Raw genomic sequence first — 23,625 nt, forward strand, 5'->3', positions numbered from 1 at the left:
TAGCCTATGTTTACACGCAATAAAAATGGCGAGCAAAATCACCCATTGGGTGAAATATTCAATCGCCATTATTGGCTGCAAATTGGGCTGATTGCACTTTCAATTATTATTGGAATTGCGTGTAGTGCATGGGTGATTAAAGGTTCTTTACTTAAAACTGCACTTGAACAAGAGATGGAGCATTATTGGATACGTGTTGAGCGCGATCCAAATGCAGATCTTCCAGATACTAAAAATTTATATGGTTATCGTTGGAAGAGTGAAAATCCGCCTTCAGCATTTAAACATCAAGTTTTAAAACAGGGTGTTCACAGAATATTTGTTGATGGCAAAGACCGTATGACCGTATATGGCGAACAAAACGGACAGCATGTATTGCTTGTGTTTGGTGAAAGCAACGTTAATAAAATTGTTTGGATGTTTGGCCTAGCACCGCTTATGTTCAGCTTAATTGTGCTATATAGCATTCTGTGGTGGTCAAATCGCCGTGCCAAGCGTTACTTTTCACCGATTACACGATTAGCAAATGCGTTGGAACATATTGATTGGGCACATCAAAATATAGAGGCATCACCTTTTGAAGGTATAAATACCAATGGCAATATGGAAGCTGAATATTTAAAACAAGCACTGGAAAAATACCATCAAGTCCTCACTGAATTTATTAATCGAGAAAGAGAATTTACGGGCGACGTAAGTCATGAACTCAGAACGCCACTGACGATTCTAAAAGGGAATATTCAACTTTGTCAGGCAAAATATGGTGAGGATAAATCCTTCAATCGCATTTCAAATACCATCGATGATATGCAGTTATTAGTTGATACTTTGTTGGCAATTGCTAGAAATACAACCAATACCTTGAATGCTGAACAGATGCTTTTATCAATTATTATTCGTGATTTAGTCAGTGATTTGGAGCCAGTTAGTCAAACAAAAGGAATTGATATATTTGTCCAATATGATGCCCAAGAATTTCCTAGAGTCATTTATCCATCCATGACGAAAATGGTGCTCAGCAATATTTTACGTAATGCTCTCAATTATTCTCAAGGGACACATATCCATATTATCCAAAGAAAAAATAGTATTGTAATTGCGGATAATGGGATTGGCATTGAGATGCCAAATGAATCAAAAAATAAAGAATTAAGCACGACCAAATTGCAGCTAAATGCCAAAGGACATGGGATTGGTTTGCAGCTTGTTCAAAAACTCTGTAAACAATTAGGCTGGCGAGTTGAATTATTTGATCGTCAATATTATCTCAGCAGCCATAAATATCTTGCACTTGAAAATACTACAGGTCTAATCGTTGTCGTTTATATGAATTAACTTTTAGTTCTGTCCTTCAATTGCGACTTTCAGCCCGACACCAGAAACCGTGTGGATGAGTTTCTGTTCAAATGGTTTGTCGACCATTTTTCGTAAGTTATAAATATGGCTACGTAATGCATCACTTTCAGGTTCTTCGTCTCCCCAAAGTTCAATAATAATTTCTTGCTTAGTAATTACTTTTGGTGAGTTTCTCATTAATATTTTTAAAAGTTTGAATTGAATGCGTGGTAAATCAATCTGTTGACCTGCACGAATAATGGTTTGTGTGGAACTATCTAAAATTAGGTCATGGATTTGAATTTTATTGTTTGAAACCTCGCCTAATGAACGTTTGATTAATGCTTTGATTCTCATCACTAATTCATTGAAGTCAAACGGTTTAACGAGATAATCATCTGTACCCGCAACAAAACCTTTTAATTTGTCATCTAAAGTATCTCTTGCAGTTAGCATGAGCACAGGAATATCTTTTCCTTGGTCGTTTCTCAACCATTCGCAAAGATCATAACCTGAGCCATCAGGTAAGTTGATGTCTAATAAAAGTAAATGATAAGGCTGGTTTTTTAAAAAATTACGAGCAGCATCTAAATTACGAGCATGATCAATCACAAAGCCATGTTGCTCTAAAAACTCGCATACGGTCGCCGCAAGTTCATAATGATCTTCAACCATAAGGATAAATTGATTGCTCATAATAAATTTCAAGTTATTGATTTAGTAATTGTTGCTTTAATTTAGCATTAAATGGCGAACTTCCAAACCAAATTTTGAAATACTGATTAGATTGTTGATCCGTGATTGCACCGAGTGATTTTTGGTTTAGCGATAGGCTAAGTGTCTTACTATTTTGAGTATAACTTAAAGAGTAAAGATCACCTTTTTTTACTGGCCTATAGAGTTCAGTAATCGTATTTAATGAAGAGTCATCAGAAAAAGAGGGAACATTTTTCTTTAAAAAGTAAGTTGCAGCACGTTTAAAAGCCCATTCGGGAATATTTTGGCTATAAGAAAAATCTAATTTTATATTCTGTGTTTCCCAATTTTTTTTACAATCATCTGCATAGTAGGATACAGAACCAACATTTTTTTTAGTTACTATCAGCGGTGCTGTTTTACAGAGTTGAACATTTGCAAATGCTGGATTGAAAATCGCTCCAAAGCCCAAACTACAAGATAATATTAAAATATTCTTTTGATAAGTTTTCATACAAATCTCGCATGTGAAATTGCTATGTTTTTAAAATATCAAAATAATTTTTTAGTTGTGTAAATATTTTTAAGATTAATATTTAAGCAAACCCAATCATTTGATTGGGTTGAATCGCTAGAATTTATATCACATTTAAAAATTAATCGTATTGGATTGTAACTGTTGCCATTGCACGAACAGTACCAGCGGTGACATTGGTTGCTGTCTGATAATAGCGAGCTGATAATGGAATGTTGTATTGAACAGTTTGATTAGAGTTAACCGTTCCAACTTGTAACTTATCACCTTTACGAATAACTTGATTATTGTTTTGATACTTCCACATTAACTGAACACCCACACCATTTGCTTTAGTAGAGTTTGGTGCGGTATTTGCCATGACCTGATTATTAGTACCATCTTGTGGAAAATCAAAGTCTAAGCTAATCTGATTTTTTTCCTCATATCCGGTTGGGTTTTGACCACCATTACAAAGAAGGTTTAAATCAAAAGATTGCTCGCCTTGAGTTGAACCAACACCACTAAAACCTGATTTCATAACAGTGGGAAGTTGAACGACTTTGTTAATATTACCTTGTAGCTCACAAGATGAAGATGCAATCGTAATAGCATTAGCAAGTACTGTACTCGTCAAGAAGGGCTGTTGAGCATTACCATTAGTATAATAACTACTATATTGTCCAGGAACCAATGCACCCGAGCCTGTTTGTTCTGCTATTTTAACAATTTCAACGACAAAATAACCATTGGCTAAGTTATATGTGGTGTTATAGTTCAGCCCGCCACGTGTATAAGGGTAATAACCAGAAAAATTACTGGCATTTTCAGCTTCTCGATAAAGACGAATTCCAATTCCAGGGATATTAGTATTATAGATATTATTCCCCTGAGAACTAAGCGGATAACCTTGATTCAATTCTGCAATAAGGTAGTCGCTAGAATTACAGTAGCGAGCTCTAGTGTTTGTTGGACCTATGGAAAAAGTAGCTTTACGTAAGATTTTTCCAACCTCATCACTTGGACGAACAACCACTCGACCTACAGACATTTTCACATCGTTAGGTTGATAGTTATAAATAGAGCATCTTGCATTTGCTTCACTATAGATACCAAGACCTGCGGTAAGCAAAACACTATTTAAGAGTAATTTTTTCATTTGCATACTGCCTCGGTCATGATCATGCTTTGCTGATCGTTAGAAATTTGTGCTGTAACGTCATAATTAAAATTGCACTTTTCATTGGCATCATCGCCCCATTTTACGTACAAATCACCTTTTGGTTCTTGAGTACGTAAATACACCATACTACCTTGAGCAACGATTCCAATTGCTTCGTCTTTATCGTTAAAGACTTGAGCAGCAAAAGGTAAACTTTCACCAGTTGCAGTTTTTGTATTGATGTAAATGGCATAACCTTTCTTGGTTGAGAAATCAACTTTTGCAATTGCACCTGCAAAAGGAGCAATACGTTGGCTCGTTTCTTCTAATTCAACATTGGTTGACATTTCTTGTGGGTCAAGGGTGATGTCATTCAAACGGTACGGTGTTACGTAAGGAATAACAGCATAACCTGATTTATTAATACTCAAACCAGTCGTATTATTTACTTTTGCCCCAGCAGCATCAGGTGCATAAACCAGTACCATAGTTTGACCTTGTTCTGGACCAAATAGGATACCTTCAGAGTGCGCAACAATATTACCACTAACACTGACCATTGCTTGTTGATATGTATCCGCAACGCTATAAGAACCGCCAACTGTAGCAAAGTTAGTACGATAACGAGCATTGGCGTTAAAGCTTGGGCTCTGTCTATCTTGGTGTGATACCGACGAGCCGTAGCTGAAACGATCGCCAACCATACCACTGAAACCTACTGTACGGCTGTCTTCAGAAACGTTGGCGTTAACATTAACTGAGCTCTTTCTGAAATTAATCGGGAAAGATAGGGTCATCAAATATTCAGTGTCACGTGTTTGACTACGCGAACCATATTCAACTTCACGATTGGTCGCAGAAAGACCATAAGTTAAGCCATGATAGTTATTACTATAACCGATCTGATATTGGCGACTCGTTTCATTTCGATTCCAATAGTCATTCCAAGAACCAACCATATACACGTTACCCCAACCATCAGGTAAACCTTGGTTCAAGGTAATTTGGAACTCGCTACGTTGTTTACCAACTGCAAAAGTATTAACACCTTTATTTTCAAGGTCTCGAATTAATAGTGCATCGCGTAATTTATAATAGTTTTCAGTAGAATAACGATACGCCGCCAAGGTTAAATTGGTGTTGGTTGGAGAAATAAGTTTACTGTAGCTTAAACGGAAACTCTGACCAGATTGTGAACCTTGTTTGTCAAAATCTGCATTTGAATGGGTTGCATCAAGTGATACTGCACCAATCGGGGTAGCAAAGGCTGCACCCAATAATATAGCGCTATAGTCTTCAGCCAACTGAAAACCAGTATATCCTGTCAAATAGTTATTAATACCGCGTTGGTATTTACCTTGAGTTGTCCAAGGGGTTAAATCAATATCGCGATCACGAAATTCACCAGCCGTTAATGAGTAGCGGCTGAGCCCAGGACGTAGCATTTGTACAACTGAAGCATATGGAACAGCGAACTTTTGAACCTCTCCATTTGACTCAATAATAGAAACTTCAAGCTCACCACCAAAACCAGTAGGGTAGAGATCATTAATTTCAAAGCTACCCGGTGCTACAGTCGTTTGATAGATCAATTGACCTTGTTGGCGCACTTCAATTTTTGCATTGGTTTTTGCATTACCACGAATACGCGGTGCGTAACCAAGCATACTATTTGGTAACATGCGATCATCGCTTGAAAAATCTACACCACGATAACCAAATGAATCAAACAATTCACCGTTGGTAAAACTATCACCGAGCGTTAAAACACCACGATATTGTGGGAAAGCACGTTGTAAATAAGTGCTGGTTGATTCGTAATTAGATTTTTTCTTGGTTTTTGAATCGAGTTCACTTTGATTGCCATCTTGCCATTGCCACTGACCATTGTGACGAAGTTGCCAACCTGCAATATTTGCTCCAGCAGAAAGAGCCATGAAAGCATTTGTGGTTTCTTTATTGTCATTTGCACGATTAAAAGTTTTATACGCGCTACCACTATAAGATAAAAAGCCTGCATTAATGCCGCGATCCCAAATACTTGGATCAACATAGCCTTGTGCATTTTTCTGTAGTGCAATTTGTGGAATAGAAATGTCTACACGTAGGCGAGAAGTATCAAAATCATAATACGCATTTTCAATCCATTCTTCGATCTTGTAACAAGCATTTGGAGCGGCTGACTCGGTACGATTGACCAGTACTTCTTGTTTTACACCGTATTCAAGTAATGAACCTGAAGTAAAACAGGTAAATGCATTTTGATTTTGTTCAGTTGAACGGAAAACCATTCTTTTTTTGCCAAACCAGTTGCCATTGATATAAACATCAACGCTATATTCACCGGGCAAAACAGGATTACCGTATTTGAAACGGGAAACATCAACTTTTTGTGCATCACCTATGAGAAAGACAGAATCAAACTCTGCTTCCATTGGCGCTTGTTCTGCTGTCTGTTCTACCGCATATACAGCCATAGGCATCGTAATTGTGATTACCCCAGATGTGAGGTAATAACAAACTCGACGCTTTAAGAATTTAGCTGTTGCATTTTTCTTTGACATAATACATTCGCCTATTCAACGATAGGTACACAATCATCTATTGAGTGGGAGTAAATTTACTTGTTATTGAAGTTTGATTGGGTGTTCGATACGACCACCGTAATCATTAATATTAATAAAACTAAGTTTTTCGATACCTGCAGTTTTCAATTGGACTTTGTCTTCAGAAAACGGCGCGAGCATTAGACCTTTAGGAAGTAGGTCGACAGTTTTTCCTGCATTATGCTGATATATCGATGTCATTGTGACATGAAACGGTGTTGGGTTTTTAACCGTCAAAGTTTGTCCGCTTCTAGACCACTGTAGTTTTTCTCCTGCTAGATTTGCATCTTCTTTAATACTTGCAGGACGATAGAAAAACTTAATACGTGAACGAATCGCTAGTTGGAGAAAGTTATCAGGAACTTCATCTTTTGCACCAGCTTTAGGACGAGGTGGAATATCCAGCACGTTTAACCAATAAACCGTTTCTTTTTTCTGATCGATTTGAGCTGCATTTGGCAGAGCAGTGATACGAAGAGATTGACTCTTGGTTGGATCAACCCGAGAAATCGGTGGTGTAATCATAAATGGAACTTTTGATTGGTCTGGTGTACTTTTAGCATCACCTTCATCAATCCATGCCTGAACAAGAGATGGTTTAGAACCATTGTTACTTACTTGCAAGGTAACTTCACGAGCATCAGAAGGATAGATCACTCGAGTACCATGTAAGATAATTTCTGCATGTGTGCTATTTGCGACAAGAATAGAAGACATCGCTAAACCAAGCAAAAAATTGTAACCGTTCAGTGCCATTTATATTTACTCTACAGTTGCATGTTTTTTATTGAAAACTGCGAGTTTTTAAGTGCATAAAAACTCGCAGAGATTTATCAAAGATTATTGATAAATGATTGTGTACTGAACTGAAGTATTTACTTGACCAGCAGTAGAAGCGCCAGTTGCATAGTATTCAGCATAGTAGTTAAGGTCAGCAGTACCGCCTTCTACAACGTCAACCCACTGAGAGTTAGATTGAGCACCAGAAGCACCAGCAGCAAGTACTGGAATTGCTTGGTTGTTGTCACCTAATAATTGAACGTCAACGTTTTTAGCACCAGCAGCGTTTTGGTTAAGTAAACGACCAGTATTAAAGTCAACAGTAGCACCTGGTTCGAAGTAAGTAGCAACTTTACCTTCTGAACAGTTTCCTAAGTTGATTTGGAATGGTGTACGACCAGCAACATCACCTGCATTAGCAAGAGTTTGTTTAGATACAGTTGGAAGAGTTACAGTAAAATCTTTACCCGCTGGAGTTACGATGTCACAAGTTTTGTCAGTTACTAAACCATTAATCGTAATCGTACCGTCAGCAGCTTGTACGTTAGCAATACCAACAACTGAAAGAGTAGCGATCAAAGCAAGTTTTTTCATAATAATTTCTCGAATACATCAGCTAAAAGTTTGAATTAAATTACTTTTCCAGATATTTTTTTGCGCTGAACAAGTAATGTGCGAAATATACCAGTTATTTGAAAAAATGCAAACTCCATCACAAATTTAATATTTCTTAAAATATTCTTAAGCAGATTAAATTTAACTCATTGTTTATTTTTTATTTTTGCTTTTAAAGTTTTCTTGATTATGTGAATTTTACACAAATATTTGTTGATCTTAGGATTGTTTTTGTAAGTAATGTTGCACTGTTTGTTTGTTTTTTATACAAAATGACTAACTTTTTTTATTAATTTTTTATGACTGTTCACAAAATTGTGACTTTTTTTGCCTATTAGGTCTGACATTTTTTTCAAAATTAACATGGTTACAAAAACGCCAAACTTCTTTTAAGAATTTTTTAAGGTTAAATTCTTACTGTTTTAGTCATGATTAGATGAAAAATCATCCTAACTTAAGGAGCTTTCAATGAACATGCTTTATACCCATAAACCGAATTACTATTTTTTTGCACATAAATTTGTATTGTTCTTAGAAGACCATCTTAAAACGCATTCTTATGAACATGAAACAAGTTTTAATCTACAAACCATCTATGATTTATTTGGACATGACCGCGCTTCAAGTACGACTAATTTAGAAGGTATTTTAAATATTGCTGATGAATATGTACTTGAAACTGATGAAGGGCAGCAGTCATTAATTCGTTCTTATCATGTGCACTTAGATAATCACGTGCTTAATTTAGAATTTAATACTAAAGCGGTTGAAAGTTTAAAAGCGGGTCAAACAATTGTTAGTCCGCAAGCGGCTTAATTAAAACTCGGAAATTTCAGTTCCTCGTTTATACACTTAGTCATCAATCTCCTTTGACTAAGTGTTTTTTTATGCTGTTTAAACCTGTTCTATTGGTTATGATAAACATATCTTGATGTACAAAGAATGATCTATATGACTAAAGATTTTAATTTAGAAACATACACTGTAGACGAATCTACTGCCGATACAATTTTATGGCTTATGCAGCATCAAGATATTTTTGATTCGTTTCATTTTGATGTGCATACCCAAGAATTATCAGTAACACATGCCGCTGGTGTCGATATCATTCGTGTAGGAATGTTTTTAAACGCAAAATATGGAATTTTAGTGACTTCTATTTAATTATGGACAGATCTGAAAAAGCCTTGTCAGACGACAAGGCTTTTTGATTTATGCACTCATGGCATCTATAGAGAGCTCTGAAACTGTAGGTTTCGGTTTTTCTGCAGTTAAACCTAATTTTTCAAATAAAATTTGATCTTTACCTTCGCCTGCATTTGGAGTGGTGAGGAGCTTATCACCAGAGAATAATGAATTTGCTCCAGCCATAAATGCGAGGGCTTGATCAGAATCACTGAGAGATTCACGTCCAGCAGATAAGCGAATATAGCTGTGTGGCATGATAATACGTGCTACAGCAATGGTACGAATCCATTCTGTCACATCAAGCTTTTCTACTTCTGCAAGTGGTGTTCCTTCAATCGGTACAAGCATATTAATTGGTACAGATTCAGGATGTACTGGCATCGTTGCAAGTTCATGTAATAAACCAATACGGTCATTACGGCTTTCACCTAAACCAACAATACCACCACTACATACTTTCATACCCGCTTGACGCACATGATCCAATGTATCAAGACGATCATCAAAAGTACGTGTACTGATAATATGCGAATAGTATTCGCGAGAGGTATCAAGATTGTGGTTGTAGTAATCTAAACCAGCATCTTTTAATCGCTCTGCTTGAGATTGATTTAGCATACCAAGTGTCATACAGGTCTCTAAGCCTAATGCTTTGACTTCGCGAACCATTTCAAGCACGTATGGCATATCACGCTCATGTGGGTTACGCCATGCTGCGCCCATACAAAAACGAGAAGAACCAGATTCTTTTGCAGAAAGAGCTTCACGAATTACCTTGTCAACAGCAATACGCTTTTCAGCTTCTAGTTTTGAGTCATAGCGTGCAGATTGGGAGCAATACTTGCAGTCTTCAGGACATTTACCCGTTTTAATTGAAAGAAGTGTACTGACCTGAATCGTATTTGCTTGGAAATGTTGACGATGAACACCTTGTGCTTGGAATACTAAGTCTAAAAAAGGTTGGTCGTACAAAGCTTGGATTTCGTCACGAGTCCAGTCATTACGTAGGGTCATTGTTATATCCATGATAATTGATTACAAAGATTGAGATTAATCATACAGAAATCGTGCCAAAGCCATAGGGCAAAAAACATCATTTTTCTATTTGGTGAACATTTGATTGATGCATTTGTTGTTGAATTGCCCAATCAATATGAACATTTACAATCTCATCGTGCCAAGTTTTTGCTTCTTGCAATTTGGCTATGATTTTATCTGAGTATGGCGCATTTCCAAGCCCGATTGCAATATTACGTTTAAATGATTGATAGCCTGTGCGTCGTATTGGACTACCTTCTGTATTGGCTAAAAATGTTGCCTCATCCCATTGCCAAATATCTAATAAAAGAATGTTATCTAAACCATGTCTAGGGTCAAAGTCTGAAATGGTAGCGGTTTTGGCAAATCCATTCCAAGGACAAATTAACTGACAATCATCACAACCAAAAATTCGATTTCCTATGCCAGCACGTAATTCTTCTGGAATAATACCTTTATATTCAATGGTTAGATACGCAATACATTTTCTTGCATCTAACATATAAGGTTCAACGATCGCTTGAGTTGGGCATATATCAATACACGCTGTACAAGAGCCACAATGTGCTGTTGCAGGCTGATCAAAAGGAAGATCAAGCGATGTAAATAATTCACCTAAAACAAAAAAGGATCCTGATTTTTTATGGATGAGTAATGTATGTTTTCCAGTCCACCCCATGCCAGCACTTTCAGCCAAAGATTTTTCAAAAATAGGTGCTGAATCAGCAAAAGGACGTGACTCAAAATCGCCCACTTTTTCTTTAATTCGATTGGCTAAGGTTTTGAGTCGTCCACGCATCACTTTATGGTAATCACGACCTCGCGCATAGCGTGCGATAATGGCTGAATTTGGTTCAAATGGTACATAACGGGGCTTGGGTGATGCCACAAGATAGTTCATTCGCACACAGATGATGCTTTTTGTACCTGGAACAAGTAAGGTTGGATCAGCTCGCTTTTCCAGATTTTCCTCTAAATAGTGCATATCCGCATGGTAACCACGTTCCAAATATTCTTTAAAACGTGGCATTTGATCTTGAGCATCTGGTTTAGCAATGACACAATCAGAAAAGCCTAAGTCCAAAGCTTGTGCTTTGATCCACGTTTTGAGCTGTTGAGGATCAAGCTGTTGAATCTCAATCTTTTGAGATGAAGGAGTGAAAGCCATAAACCAATAATAAGGAGAAAACCATGCAACGTTCAGTTTACCATAGTCCAGTTTACGACAGTCAAAGTATACAAGCATGGGAGCGTCGTTGGTTTGCTCAGCACAATTCATCTTTGGGATTAATGCAGCAAGCGGCTTGGACAATATCTCAGCGATTAAATGAACGGTTTCTGCTAAAGGAAATTCAGAATATCGCAGTTTGGTGTGGGCATGGTAATAACGCTGGTGATGGCTATTTTATTGCAGCATTTTTAAAGCAGCAGGGCTATAAAGTAACGATTTTTGCAACTGAGCTAGGTCAATCTTCTGATTTACAACAAGCATTTAAGTATGCACAAAGCCAACAAGTTGATATTCAAACGATTGATTATTTATTGACTGAACATGAAATCCAGCAAGATTTACCAATATTTGACTGCTACATCGATGCTTTATTTGGCATAGGTTTAAACCGAAAACTTGATCAAAAGTGGCAAAATATTATCCAACTTTTTAATAGACAAACAGGATTTAAAGTCTCGATTGATATTCCGAGTGGATTACATGCCAATACGGGACAAGCTTTATCGTGTGCTATTCAAGCAGATCTGACTTTTACAATATTAGGATACAAGGCTGGGTTGTTTACAGGTCAAGGTAAAGAATATGTTGGAATACTCGATCTAGTTAGCCTTATTCCTACTGATTCAGCATTAACACCGATTGCTTATTTATCACCACAAGAAATTGCTCTACGTAAACGCTTAGCTTTTGGTCATAAAGGAAATTATGGTCATGTTCTCGTAGTGGGTGGGCATGCAGATATGGGGGGTGCAGTCATTATGTCTGCTGAAGCAGCTTTTCATGCTGGCGCTGGCAAAGTTACAGTGGTTTGCCATGCTAAACATCATCAAGCAATTTTATCGCGTTCACCTAATATTATGGTTCGAGACATCAATGTTCTAGATCAAGAGGCTATTCAACATCTATTAACACAAGTCGATGCTGTATGTTTTGGTATGGGATTAGGACGCGATCAATGGGCTGAATCAATATATTTAAAATGGTTTGAGTATCTGGATCAGAATTCACATTTAGAATGTGTACTCGATGCTGATGGACTTTGGTTTTTGGCTAAACATCCGCAACAATTAAACAATCATATTTATGCAACACCACATTCAGGTGAGGCTGCAACATTGTTGGGTTGTACAGTAGCAGATATTGAGCAGGATCGAATTGCAGCGATTTATAAGCTTAAAGAAAAATATTCAGCAAAATGGATTTTGAAAGGTGCAGGAAGTTTAACTTTGGATAATCATTTATGGATCTGTACGCAAGGCAATGCTGGTATGGGAAGCGGAGGCATGGGTGATGTGTTAGCAGGAATGATTGCTAGTTTAAAAGCTCAGTTTCATCAACAAATTGCTTTACATCAAATTGTTAGCTTACATGCACAAGCGGGTGATTTACTTGCTGAAAATGGCATGAGAGGTTTACAAGCGCATGACATGAGCAAAGTGATCTATCAAGTAGTGAATAATAATTAGATAGTTAAATATTTATGAGTTGGTTATTGATTTCTAATTTCGAAGGACGACGTATTTTTCAAGTATTTGAGGAGGTATTGTACGCTTTGATAACTAATCGATAACACGAACGATCTAGACAGGATTGTCTACTGTTTATAAAATGCGCGAAATTTAAGCCAATATTCAAAAAAGATGTTCAATAATATATTTCAAGCTTTAGAGAGTTTAGGTCTTACCGCACAAAAACGTGCCATTCATATCCAGTTTTCTAATCAAAAATTAAATACACAAATTTTTTTGCAACGTATCGATGGTCAACATCACCTCAATCAAGGCTTTAAAGCAGAACTGATCTGCCTATCCACCAATGCCACCATTCCCTTAAAACAATTCATTGGTAGTCAGGTTGCGATAGATACAGTGACCGATCAAGGTCAGTTGACTCCTGTCACAGGCATCATCATCCAAGCCCTACAAGGACAATCGGACGGCAGCTTAACACTATATAAACTGACCCTCGAAGACCCCACCACACTATGGAAACAACGCCGTAACAGCCGCGTATTTATGAATAAAAGTGTGCCTGATGTAGTGGAAATCATCTTCAAAGAGTGGCAACAAAAAAGCCCACTGTTTGCTTCAAGCCTAACTTTAGATTTAAGTGGCCTCAGCCAAGACTACGATGTCCGCCCATTCATCATGCAAGCCAATGAAAGTGACTATGACTTCCTAACCCGATTAATGCGCAGTGAAGGTATCAATTGGCTAATCGATGAAGCCGAGCGAATTGTTGCACTCAGCAGCGCTGCTATCCAAGCACAAAAACTTCGACTCATCGATGACAATAGCCAATACCAAGCACTCGAACGAAGACAGATTCGCTACCACCGCAGCAGTGCTACAGAACAATACGACAGCATGACCAGTTTGGTCGGGCAGCGTTCACTACAACCCAGTAGTGTACATGTACAACGCTGGCAAGCCGATGCCTTAGAACAAGAAGAAGGCGCAGGCAGCGTCCAAAGTACCCATCTACACAGTGAGCAACATAACAATGCCAGTCTAGGACTAGAACAAGCATGGCACTTCTCACCCGCATGGATGCAAGACTTGAATGGTGAAGATGGATCAACTCAATCAGGCAATGCTCAAATTGAAAAAATCAATCAGAACCTCAGCCAATACTACGACTTACAATCCAAACAATTTATAGCCCAGACCACCGTTCGAGATACCCATGTCGGTTACTGGTTTGAATTGATAGAACACCCTGAAATAGATCAACACGATGGAGCAGACAAAGAGTTCCTCATTACAGGCAAGCAATTTTATAACCAAAACAACTTACCGAAAGACTTGAACCAACAGATTAATCAACTATTAGCGCAAAGCAATTGGCAGCCAACCCAACCAAATAACACCGAAGAACGCCAAGCCAACCAGTTGACACTACAACGTCGCAATATCAAAACCGTACCCGAATATTACCCATTACAACACCGTCCAGCAGCTTCACCACAACGTGCCAAAGTGGTTGGGCCAAGTGGTGAGGAAATTCATGTCGATGAATGGGGTAGGATAAAAGTAAGATTCCTATTCACAAGAAATGAAGACCATAGCCACGATGGCGGTGCAGGCGCGAATAATAACGACACCGATTCAGCGTGGGTGGATGTACTGACTCCATGGGCAGGAGAAGGCTATGGTGCACGCTTTTTACCGCGTATCGATGAAATCGTAGTGATCGATTTCTTTGATGGAAATATTGATCGTCCATTTGTCACAGGACGGATTCATGAAGCACACCGCAGCCCGACCAAGTTCGATAACTCAGGTAAGCTACCTGATACCAAGAAACTGGCAGGGATCAAGTCCAAAGAATATCAAGGCGAAGGTTTTAACCAACTACGCTTTGATGACACCACTGGTCAAATCAGTGCACAACTACAAAGTAGCCATGCAGCCAGTCAGCTGAACTTGGGTAAACTGAGTCATCCCAAAGACAAGGCTGAAAGCGAAGACCGTGGAGAAGGCTTTGAACTGCGTACTGACCAATGGGGTGCAGTACGTGCAGGGCAAGGTTTATTGCTTAGTACCCAAAAGCAGGATCAAGCACATGGTGAGCATCTGGATGCACAAGTTGCTAAACAGCAGCTTGAGGGTAACCAAAGCAACGCCAAGGCACTGAGCGAAGTTGCTAAGAATCAGCAGACTGATGAGATTGAGTCGATTGAGCAATTGAAAGCTTTTTTCGAATCCATTGAAGCTGATATTGCCAAGTTTAATAAAGCAATGCTGTTGCTTAGCTCACCCAATGGTATTGGACTCAGCACCAATGAAGATATTCATTTATCAGCGGATGGACAAATTAATCAGTTTGCGAGTGATAGTATCAACTTAAGCACCCAAAAGAATCTGATCGCACATGCAAGTGCTAAGGTAAGCCTGTTTGCAGCGCAGAATGGCATTAAGCAAGTTGCGGCAAAAGGTAAGTTTGAGATGTTGGCACAGGCTGATGGAATGGATCTATTAGCCAAGCAAGGGATTCAAATCATCTCGACGGAAGACCGCATTGAAATCACTAGCCCAAAAGAGATTGTGATTACCGCAGGCGGTTCACAAATCAAGATTAATGGTTCAGGTATTTTTCCGACCACGGGTGGTAAGTTTGAGGTGAAGGCGGGGCAGCATTGGTTTATGGGTGGGGCGAAATCGGTATATGAGCTTCCAATATTACCAAGTTCAGACTTTGAGCTAGTTCTAAAAAGTATGAAATTTGATCTAAGTCAATTGGATATGTTATCTGATTTTTCTCAATCAAAATATAGAATTTATATGAATAATGGGGCTTTCCACGAAGGGTTTCTAGATGCAAAGGGTCGAACAAAAAGAATTTCATCTTCTGAGATGGAAGAATTGGAGTTGATTATTGAACATCCTGATTTTGTTGTCGAAGAAGAATTTTTCGTAGAACCAAATGATAATTTGGAGAACTGAAGTTGGCTAAACTAAATTTCCGCATCACATTTTTTTATTTTGGCTCTAAAGAGGTTGTCTCTAACCTTGAGTATAGGATTCAAACGAGTAATGATATTCTTAAATTGACACCTGAATTACAAAAAAAATGGGTAACCCCTACGATAACGCCTCCCAAATTTATGAAAGTAACAAATAAGAAGGGTGAGACAGAACCTTTTACAGTGAGTGGGGTGTGCACCATTGAAGTTTATGTGAAAGGAACACCAACATCATATAGACAATGGACATTGGTAAAAAAAATACACGTCAATGAAAATTATCTTCATATGAAAAGTATTGAATATGCTTTAAGAGTACAAATTCCTTTTAGTAAGCTGGGGAAAGCTGTTACAGCCGATAAAGGTGCATCTAACCATCAGTCTGACTATTACCAAGTACAATCTAGAGATACTTTAAAAACAATTGCTCAGAAATTTAAAAAAGATATCCAAGTGCTTATGAGCAATAATGATATAAAAGATCAGAATAAAATTAAGATTGGACAAAAAATTTATATTGGAGATGCTGTAAAAAAAGAAAAAATATCAATTAAATCAAGTAATCCAAATGATTTTGTAGATATTGTCTATGAAGTTAAGGCAGGGGATACGCTATCGAGTTTAGCAAAAAAGTTTAAAGTTAATCCTAGTCTGATTGCTATGCAGAATAGTATTCCTTTGTATGAGATGAATACACTTCCAGTTGGAAAAATTTTAAAAGTAAAAAATAATCGAGATCGCTATATTCCTGAAATTTTAAAAAAAGAGCTGATGTTTTCAAAAGCAAAAGGTTTAGCAATCACACAGTATCAAGCCAAAGAACCTTCAGTTAAACAAATATTTATAACTTTTAGTGGAGCACTCTATTTTATTGGAAGTGCGTTAGATATTGGGATTGCTTATGATGATAACGGAGACTGGATGCTATTTGTTTCTGTTGGTATAAGTGGTGAAGTTGACCCAAGTAAAGTCCCTCATTTAGCCAATGGTGGAAATATAAATGAATTATCGCAATTACTAAAAGATGAAAAAAAGCTTAAAGAAAGCTTAAAGAAAGATGTGAGTGTTTCTATGGGAAGTACAACGTTGAATGTGAAAGCTAAGCATGTTTCTGACCTGACTGGTAGTGGGCTAACTTTGACTAATACCTTAAACGTTGGTACTTACTCAATCAGTCGAGCAAATAGTTATGCCACAGTAGATGATGTTGATAGCCATGGAAATGCTGTAAAAAGGGATGTAAGAGGACAAGGTTTTACGGCAGGTGCTGCTTTAGAAACGAAAAAAGCAAAGCAAATGGTTAGTAGTAAACCTTTTGGAATAACCCATTCTGTTGCAAAATCATATACCATTCCTATTTTATTATATGATCGAAATGAGCGCCTAATGAAGGGCAAAGGAAAAGGTATTCAATATGTGGATTAAGACTAAAAATAGTGTAACGTTATTTGTTCTCGCTTTCTTCTTGTCTTCATCTCTTTTGGTTGCTTGTGGAAATTCCACAAATACAACGGAACCGAAAAATAATAGTAGCCAACAAGAGATTGATACTTTGTTTAAAAATGCTGAAGTTTTATTTGAGGAAGATAAAAATTTTGAAGCTTACAAAATATTTAAGCAACTTGCAGAGCAAGGTGATGCTAAATCTCAAAATGCTTTGGGGAGTGGTTATCAGCATGGTTTTTGGGGCGAGATTGATCTAAAACAAGCTAAATATTGGTATCAAAAGTCAGCAGATCAAGGTTTTAGAGAAGCTATTTATAATATAGGAGCACTTGATTTCTTAAATGGTAATCATAAACAAGCTTTACCATATTTTGAAAAATCAGCAAAAATGAATGATCCTAATGCTTTAAATATGCTAGGTCTTTATTATAGTAATGGAATTCTCTTTGACCAAGATTACGACAAAGCATTAGAGTATTTTCGTAAATCAGCAGAGCAACAAAATCGTGATGCTGAGTTCAATGTTGGCCAAGCTTATTATTACGGAGAAGGAGTCGAGCAGGACTATAACAAAGCTTTTATATGGATTAATAAATCGGCAAATCAAGATTATAGTCTAGCGCAGATTCAATTGGCGGAAATGTACTTTAGCGGTAAAGGTGTTAATAAAAATGTAGCGAAAGCTATTGAGCTTATTAAGCCTTTGGCAGAGTTAGGTGATCCAAAAGCACAGCAAAACTTGAAGTGGTATATTGGTCATCCAAATTAATTAATATCAGTTGCTTAATGTAAGGAAATTAGGTCGAATATGAAGATTAAGACAAAAAAGGATTTTTTCTTGGTTGTTCTAACTCTGTTTTTATCTTCATTTTCTTTAATGGTTCGTAATAACTCTAGAAATACGACGAATCTGAAAAGATAGTCATAGCCAACAAGATGTTAACCCCATTATTCCAAAAAACACAAAATTTATTTGATCAAGATAAATATGCTTATAAGATATAGGCCTGTAGTAGATAAAGTTAAATTTGACTCCAATTTAATAGTGTTTCCAATTGTCGCTTTGGGCTGCCATATATAAATCGAAACCTTGAGAAGCAGTCTTTCTCATCTTTAATAAACAATGAAAAAGTATTTAAGCTGATACGATTTAATATATCAGCTCAGAAAAACGAAAAATGTGTCTTAGGTTTACTCAGGTTTTTTGTTTAAAACGGTGTTTGCATTTCAGACAAAGATAGTCTTGAAAAATATTCTTATCGATCACTACACCTGCTTTTTTTCCGAAAATATTACCGACAACTCCACCAGTTATCCCGACACTAATCGCCCCTACGAAAGTTCCAATAGTCCCACCAACAATTACCCCTAATGGACCTGCTACAGTACCAATTGCAGCTCCAACGGATGCACCAGTTGCAGCACCACCTACGGTTCCAGCAGTTGTACCAGCAGCAGTCATTAAAACGCCACCTGTTGTTCTCAGTAATTTGTCATGATCACGTACTTCAATTTCTGCAGAACCACATTTGGGACATTGTAGTGTTTTTTCCATAAAACTAACCTTTCTTCATCATTTGGCTAAATCCTTGTAGCGAATAGAGCACTCATTGTTTATGAAACGATAATTTCTTCATTCAAGAAAGAGCTATCTATTTCCATTCTAGCTAAACGTTGGAAAAAAATATTTATAGATCATGTAAATAGAGGTGAAATAAAATTCATTATATTGGGTTTTATAAAATAAGAAATATATCTACAGTTTAGAGACATGGCTTTTACTGGCTGTTGTGATAATTCTTTTTTATATTTAAATTTTAATTGAGTAAGTTCATTAGAGGTTGAATAGCATTAAATATTGATATTTAATGCTATTTTTTAAATTTGATGGATCGCTACTTTATTTTCTTAAAAATAAAGTCATTGATTTTATGCCCCGATTCTAGACCACGACGCTCGAATTTCGTGACTGGACGCCATTCAGGGCGAGGGTAGCTATTGCCTTTACCTGCCAAGTTTTCCATATCTGGACGATTATCTAAAATATCAAGCATCCACTCTGCGTATGGTTCCCAGTCAGTTGCTGAATGGAACGTACCACCAAGTTCCAACTTCTGTTCAACCAATTGCATACGCTCATGAATCACAAAGCGGCGTTTAAAGTGTCGCTTCTTTTGCCATGGATCTGGGAAATAAAGCTGTACACAGTTAATGCTGTTGTCTGGCATTTCACGTAATACTTGAATTGCATCAGCATCCAAAACAAACAAGTTCTTTAAGCCAGCCATACCTGCTTCATAAACACACTGTGCGATACCAGGCACGTGAACTTCGATTCCGACAAAGTTACGTTCTGGATTGGCTTTTGCCATGAGCACCAAAGAACGACCCATACCAAAACCGATTTCAACGGTTAGTGGACGCTCAGGATGTTCAAAATGTTGACGTAAATCACCAACAGGATATTCCAAAATTAAATCACGATAATCTTCTAAAGCAGTGCGTTGTGAGGTATTGAGCGGAGCTGAACGACGCATAAACGTCACAATTTCACGGTGCTCAGGCAAATTGTCGAGTTCCGTAATTTGCGTTTCTAACTGATCGTTTGACATGATTCTGGAGATATAAATATAGAAATGCCGTATTTTAAGTGTTCAGGTGGTCAAGTCAAACTTTAAGTGATTTTATTTAACTGATCATTTCTGAAATTACTTAAAATTTGTCAAAAAAGCTTCATAGAGTTGTCATAGAAGTTGCATAGCCTAATTGCAATTTAAAACACTTAGTAAAAAACTATGAAAAATTTTAATTACCATTCGCTTGCCATCTGTTTAGGTTTGATGGGTGCTTCTTCAACATTTTCTATTGCGCATGCGCAACTCATGTTTAGCCAATATGTTGATGGCAGTAGCAATAAGAAAGGACTAGAAATTTATAATCCTGATACAACAACAGTGAATTTAGCTGATTATGAAATTCAGCAGTTCAATAATGGAGGCACTGTCAAAACAGTTGCTTTTTCGCTACAGGGAACTTTAGCCAGTAAACAAAAATTCTTGATTGGTCGTTCTGAATTAAAGGCACAATTGGGCGATAAGGTTAATCAAGTTGCGGGATTATCTTTTAATGGTGACGATGCCATTGTGTTGCTTTATCGTGGTACACCCGTAGATCGTTTTGGTCGAATTGGTGAGCGTCCAACGGCAGGTTGGGGCACTACAGTGTTGAGTATTGCGAATAGCTTTAAACGCATTCAAACAGATAATCCTGTAGTCAGTGTTGACCCGACCAGCGCATTTGATCTTGATCAATCTTGGCAGGCATGGACAGATCGTAATGACTTTTCGAATTTAACAGGTTCAACCACCACACCGCCTGTGGATGCGGTTAGTTGTAGTAGCAACGATACACCAATTGCAAGTTTGGCAGAATCGTCTCAGAATCAAAACTATACCATTCGTGGTGTGATCACTGCGGACTACCGCTATAGCAATGGTTTCTCAGGCTTCTATGTACAAACGCCTGATAGCAAAGCAACGCCAAATGTCAGCAATGCCATTTTCGTCTATATTCCTGTCAATAGCGCAGTAAAAGGTGGACAAGTTGGTGATGAAGTTATTCTGCGTGGTCGTTTAACCAGTTATCAGAATCAACTTCAAATAGATCAATTACAGCAAGATGTGCAAAGTTGTAACCAAAATATGGCATCGCTAATTCAGCCGCTTGATCTTAATTTGCCATTTACGAGTTTGACTGAAAATACAGGTAACATACCAAAACGCTATCAAGGGATGTTGGTGAAACTACCGCAAACTTTAACCGTCAGCGAGAACTATAATTTGGGGCGTTATGGTGAGTTGTCCCTGAGTCTTGGTCGCCTATTTATTCCTACGAATCTATATCCAGCTTTATCGAATGAAGCAAAGGCGTTGGCGCAACAAAACTTACTTTCTAAGATTATCTTTGATGATGGTTATAACAATCAAAACCGTGCACCGTGGTTGCCACAAAACTTTAGTGCCTTAAATACACTGCGTTCGGGTTATCAGCTAAAGAATACACAAGGGATTCTAGAATATCGTTTTAATGCTTGGCGTGTACAACCCATTGTTGGTGCAAATTTACCTGAAGTCGTGACCAGCTCTAATCCACGTACCACAATTGCTGCAAAACAAACGAAACATATTCGCGCTGCTGCATTTAACGTATTGAACTATGATAATGGTAAGAATGGCTTTCCAACGGAGCGTGGTGCCAACAGTCAGGCTGAATTTGATAAGCAACATGCCAAAATCGTCAATGCATTAAAATCAATCGATGCGGATGTTTATGGTTTGATGGAGATTGCCAATAATGGCTATGGCAGTGATAGTGCAGTTGCTAACTTGACTAAAGCGTTAGGAGCAGATTGGAAATATGTCATTCCAGAAGGACTAAATCAGCTTGGTACTGATGTGATTGCAGTTGCAATTATTTATAACAGTAAACGTGTACAGCCAGTGAATAAACCTGCGGTATTGGATTTAGGTGATAAAAACCGTTCGACTATTGCTCAATCGTTTAAACCTGTACAAGGCGGACAGATTTTTACTGTGATACCAAACCATCTAAAATCTAAAAGTTGCTCAGGTGTTGATGCAAACTCTTTAGATGCAGACCAAAAAGATGGACAAGGTTGTTGGAATCCAACACGTATCAAAGCTATCGAACAGCTAACACAATGGATTGCAAAGAATCCAACTCAAGTCAAAAATCCAAATATATTATTGCTTGGTGATATGAATAGTTATGCCAAAGAAGATCCAATTTTAAGTTTTGAGAAAGCCAACTTTAAAGTTTTGCTCAATGACAGCAAAGTCGGCGAGGGAGCTCAGGCATATAGTTATGTCTTTGGTGTGTCAAGTAATACTGAGGGTTATGGTGGTGCAGGTAACCTTGATCATGCGATTGCCGATGCGAATTTGTATAAGCGTGTGATTAAAGCTTTTGCATGGCATGTCAATGCCGATGAACCAACAGTATTGGATTATAACGAGGAATATAAAACCGATGAGCAAAAAGCGTTGTTCTTTGCAGGAGATGCTTATCGTTCTTCAGATCATGATCCTGTGATTGTTGATTTAGATATGAAAAGTTCAGACGCTCAACTTGAGCCTAATCATCCTAAGAATATTATTGTTGAGTTTTTGGACTCACTATTTAAGTGGTTAGGCAAAATATTTGGTCGGGCGTAACTACGTTTCCGTGACATTGATGTTCGTTCTTTCATAAATTAATCAATCGTCACGGAATATAACTTGCAAGGTAGAAAAAAATTCATTAATAGTAGATGTGTAGATGTTCTTAGCATGAAAGCTATTATAAATTTTTAGTTTTATCTGTTCTCGAGTTTCAATAGAACGTCCTAGAGCATAAGTAGTTAGATAACAAGGATCAATTATGAAGTTGTATTATTCACCTGGTGCATGCTCATTGGCAGCCCATATTATTTTAAATGAAATAAACGTAGATTTTGATTTAGAACGAGTTGATCTAAAAACACATAAAACCTCAAAAGGTGTTGACTATTACGAGATTAATCCTAAAGGTTATGTGCCAGCTTTAGAAATTAATCCAGGTTTGATTTTAACGGAAAATGTTGCAATTTTACCTTTCTTGGCTCAACACGATCCAAAGCAAGATCTTATTCCGCCATCGGGTATGGGGCGTGCTAAAGTATTAGAATGGCTAGGTTATTTGAATTCAGAATTACATGATGCCTATGCTGTATTTTTTGGCGGTAAACTCAGTGATGATGAAAAAACTAAAGCTTATGCAGAAGTAGATCGTTTATTAAAATATATCGATAATTATTTAGCTGAATCTGATTGTGATTATTTAGTTGATGATAATTTTGGTCCAGCGGATGCTTATTTATTTGTTCTCACAAATTGGTCAAATCACATTGAGCATGATTTAACACCGTATATCCATATTATTGCATTGCGTAATAAAGTGGCTGAACGTCAGTCCGTACAAATTGCGATGCGTGATGAAGGCTTATTAAGTTAATTCACACTCGAAAAAAAGCCTCTGTAAACAGAGGCTTTTTTGTTTCAACAGATTATTGTTGAGCTTTTTCTTTTACATCAGCAGCGCCTGATTCTACAGCACCAGCAACTTTAGCAGTTGCTTCACGTGCAGCAGCTTCAGTTTTTGCAGCAGCTTCCGCAGTAGCTGTTGCAGTATGATCAGCAGCAGCATCAATCTGATCACCAGCAGTATCTACAGCAGTGGCAACATTGTTAGTAGCAGCTTCGGTCGCATTTTTAACATCAGCACCAGCTTGATCAGCAGCGTGTTCTAAATGCTCGCCTGTTGTTGCACCTGTTTCAGGTGCTTTATCTTTATTACAGCCTACAAGAGCAACAGTAGCAGCGAGACCTAAAGCAACAAGTAATTTATTCATTGTCATGTTTCCTTTTCATTGTGGCATCCAAATGGTATGGATATGCAAAATATAAACATAAAATGTATGAATAATAAAGTTGAGAATTTGTTGAAAACTTG

General features: G+C 37.6%; 20 protein-coding genes. 9 read left to right on the forward strand and 11 right to left on the reverse strand.

What is annotated here, in order from left to right; all coding sequences use genetic code 11:
• The first annotated feature begins 6 nt into the window (after window positions 1–6).
• A complete protein-coding gene (locus F933_RS03510; protein ID WP_005058554.1) occupies window positions 7–1,335 on the forward strand; it encodes a sensor histidine kinase in 1,329 nt (442 codons plus the stop codon).
• 3 nt (window positions 1,336–1,338) lie between these two features.
• Here the strand turns inward: F933_RS03510 and F933_RS03515 are convergent, their stop codons facing one another.
• The 6 genes from F933_RS03515 to F933_RS03540 all read right to left on the reverse strand — a co-directional run bounded on the left by F933_RS03515 (window position 1,339) and on the right by F933_RS03540 (window position 7,687).
• Window positions 1,339–2,031, reverse strand: coding sequence for a response regulator transcription factor (locus F933_RS03515; RefSeq protein ID WP_005058556.1), 693 nt, complete (start codon window positions 2,029–2,031; stop codon window positions 1,339–1,341).
• Window positions 2,032–2,044: 13 nt separating this feature from the next.
• Window positions 2,045–2,545 carry a chalcone isomerase family protein gene (locus F933_RS03520; RefSeq protein WP_005058558.1) on the reverse strand — a complete coding sequence of 167 codons (501 nt, stop codon included), beginning with the start codon at window positions 2,543–2,545 and terminating at the stop codon, window positions 2,045–2,047.
• Between the two features lie 142 nt (window positions 2,546–2,687).
• Complete coding sequence (locus tag F933_RS03525; RefSeq protein ID WP_005058560.1) at window positions 2,688–3,704, reverse strand: fimbrial protein; 1,017 nt, start codon at window positions 3,702–3,704, stop codon at window positions 2,688–2,690.
• Window positions 3,701–6,271 carry a fimbria/pilus outer membrane usher protein gene (locus F933_RS03530; protein ID WP_005058562.1) on the reverse strand — a complete coding sequence of 857 codons (2,571 nt, stop codon included), beginning with the start codon at window positions 6,269–6,271 and terminating at the stop codon, window positions 3,701–3,703. The genes F933_RS03525 and F933_RS03530 overlap by 4 nt, the downstream gene beginning before the upstream one ends.
• 63 nt (window positions 6,272–6,334) lie before the next feature.
• Window positions 6,335–7,069 (reverse strand): fimbrial biogenesis chaperone, encoded by a 735-nt coding sequence (locus tag F933_RS03535; RefSeq protein WP_005053478.1) that lies wholly within the window; start codon window positions 7,067–7,069, stop codon window positions 6,335–6,337.
• An 84-nt stretch (window positions 7,070–7,153) separates the two neighbouring features.
• Window positions 7,154–7,687, reverse strand: coding sequence for a fimbrial protein (locus F933_RS03540; protein ID WP_005053481.1), 534 nt, complete (start codon window positions 7,685–7,687; stop codon window positions 7,154–7,156).
• A 489-nt stretch (window positions 7,688–8,176) separates the two neighbouring features.
• Between F933_RS03540 and F933_RS03545 the strand changes: the two genes are divergently transcribed.
• Both F933_RS03545 and F933_RS03550 read left to right on the forward strand, forming a co-directional pair.
• Entirely contained in the window at window positions 8,177–8,524 is a 348-nt protein-coding gene (locus F933_RS03545) for a hypothetical protein (protein WP_005058566.1), read from the forward strand.
• A 135-nt stretch (window positions 8,525–8,659) separates the two neighbouring features.
• The gene (locus F933_RS03550) at window positions 8,660–8,872 is read left to right on the forward strand and encodes a hypothetical protein (RefSeq protein WP_034710360.1); all 213 of its coding nucleotides are present in this window, start codon (window positions 8,660–8,662) and stop codon (window positions 8,870–8,872) included.
• 48 nt (window positions 8,873–8,920) lie between these two features.
• Here the strand turns inward: F933_RS03550 and bioB are convergent, their stop codons facing one another.
• The gene (gene bioB, locus F933_RS03555) at window positions 8,921–9,910 is read right to left on the reverse strand and encodes a biotin synthase BioB (RefSeq protein ID WP_005053487.1); all 990 of its coding nucleotides are present in this window, start codon (window positions 9,908–9,910) and stop codon (window positions 8,921–8,923) included.
• A gap of 79 nt (window positions 9,911–9,989) precedes the next feature.
• Window positions 9,990–11,102, reverse strand: coding sequence for a tRNA epoxyqueuosine(34) reductase QueG (gene queG, locus F933_RS03560; protein ID WP_005058570.1), 1,113 nt, complete (start codon window positions 11,100–11,102; stop codon window positions 9,990–9,992).
• Between the two features lie 23 nt (window positions 11,103–11,125).
• Here queG and F933_RS03565 point away from each other — a divergent pair, with 23 nt between their 5' ends.
• The 4 genes from F933_RS03565 to F933_RS03580 all read left to right on the forward strand — a co-directional run bounded on the left by F933_RS03565 (window position 11,126) and on the right by F933_RS03580 (window position 17,845).
• Complete coding sequence (locus F933_RS03565) at window positions 11,126–12,631, forward strand: bifunctional ADP-dependent NAD(P)H-hydrate dehydratase/NAD(P)H-hydrate epimerase (protein ID WP_005058571.1); 1,506 nt, start codon at window positions 11,126–11,128, stop codon at window positions 12,629–12,631.
• A 174-nt stretch (window positions 12,632–12,805) separates the two neighbouring features.
• Window positions 12,806–15,610: a type VI secretion system Vgr family protein gene (locus tag F933_RS03570; RefSeq protein WP_005058573.1), complete on the forward strand. Its 2,805-nt coding sequence runs from the start codon at window positions 12,806–12,808 to the stop codon at window positions 15,608–15,610.
• Between the two features lie 2 nt (window positions 15,611–15,612).
• A complete protein-coding gene (locus F933_RS03575; protein ID WP_005058574.1) occupies window positions 15,613–17,055 on the forward strand; it encodes a lytic transglycosylase in 1,443 nt (480 codons plus the stop codon).
• Complete coding sequence (locus F933_RS03580; protein WP_005058576.1) at window positions 17,045–17,845, forward strand: tetratricopeptide repeat protein; 801 nt, start codon at window positions 17,045–17,047, stop codon at window positions 17,843–17,845. The genes F933_RS03575 and F933_RS03580 overlap by 11 nt, the downstream gene beginning before the upstream one ends.
• A gap of 426 nt (window positions 17,846–18,271) precedes the next feature.
• On the opposite strand, the gene F933_RS03585 is transcribed toward F933_RS03580, so the two are convergent.
• Window positions 18,272–18,631 (reverse strand): hypothetical protein, encoded by a 360-nt coding sequence (locus F933_RS03585; protein WP_005058578.1) that lies wholly within the window; start codon window positions 18,629–18,631, stop codon window positions 18,272–18,274.
• Between the two features lie 340 nt (window positions 18,632–18,971).
• Window positions 18,972–19,688 (reverse strand): tRNA (guanosine(46)-N7)-methyltransferase TrmB, encoded by a 717-nt coding sequence (gene trmB, locus F933_RS03590; RefSeq protein WP_004654068.1) that lies wholly within the window; start codon window positions 19,686–19,688, stop codon window positions 18,972–18,974.
• A 183-nt stretch (window positions 19,689–19,871) separates the two neighbouring features.
• Here trmB and F933_RS03595 point away from each other — a divergent pair, with 183 nt between their 5' ends.
• Both F933_RS03595 and F933_RS03600 read left to right on the forward strand, forming a co-directional pair.
• On the forward strand, window positions 19,872–22,310 hold the full coding sequence (locus tag F933_RS03595) for an ExeM/NucH family extracellular endonuclease (protein ID WP_005058580.1): 2,439 nt from the start codon (window positions 19,872–19,874) through the stop codon (window positions 22,308–22,310).
• Window positions 22,311–22,515: 205 nt separating this feature from the next.
• Window positions 22,516–23,127 carry a glutathione binding-like protein gene (locus F933_RS03600; protein ID WP_005058583.1) on the forward strand — a complete coding sequence of 204 codons (612 nt, stop codon included), beginning with the start codon at window positions 22,516–22,518 and terminating at the stop codon, window positions 23,125–23,127.
• Between the two features lie 52 nt (window positions 23,128–23,179).
• Here the strand turns inward: F933_RS03600 and F933_RS03605 are convergent, their stop codons facing one another.
• Complete coding sequence (locus tag F933_RS03605; protein WP_005053521.1) at window positions 23,180–23,524, reverse strand: hypothetical protein; 345 nt, start codon at window positions 23,522–23,524, stop codon at window positions 23,180–23,182.
• Window positions 23,525–23,625 lie beyond the last annotated feature (101 nt).

This window comes from Acinetobacter beijerinckii CIP 110307 (assembly GCF_000369005.1).
In the GTDB taxonomy this organism is placed as follows: Bacteria; Pseudomonadota; Gammaproteobacteria; order Pseudomonadales; family Moraxellaceae; genus Acinetobacter; species Acinetobacter beijerinckii.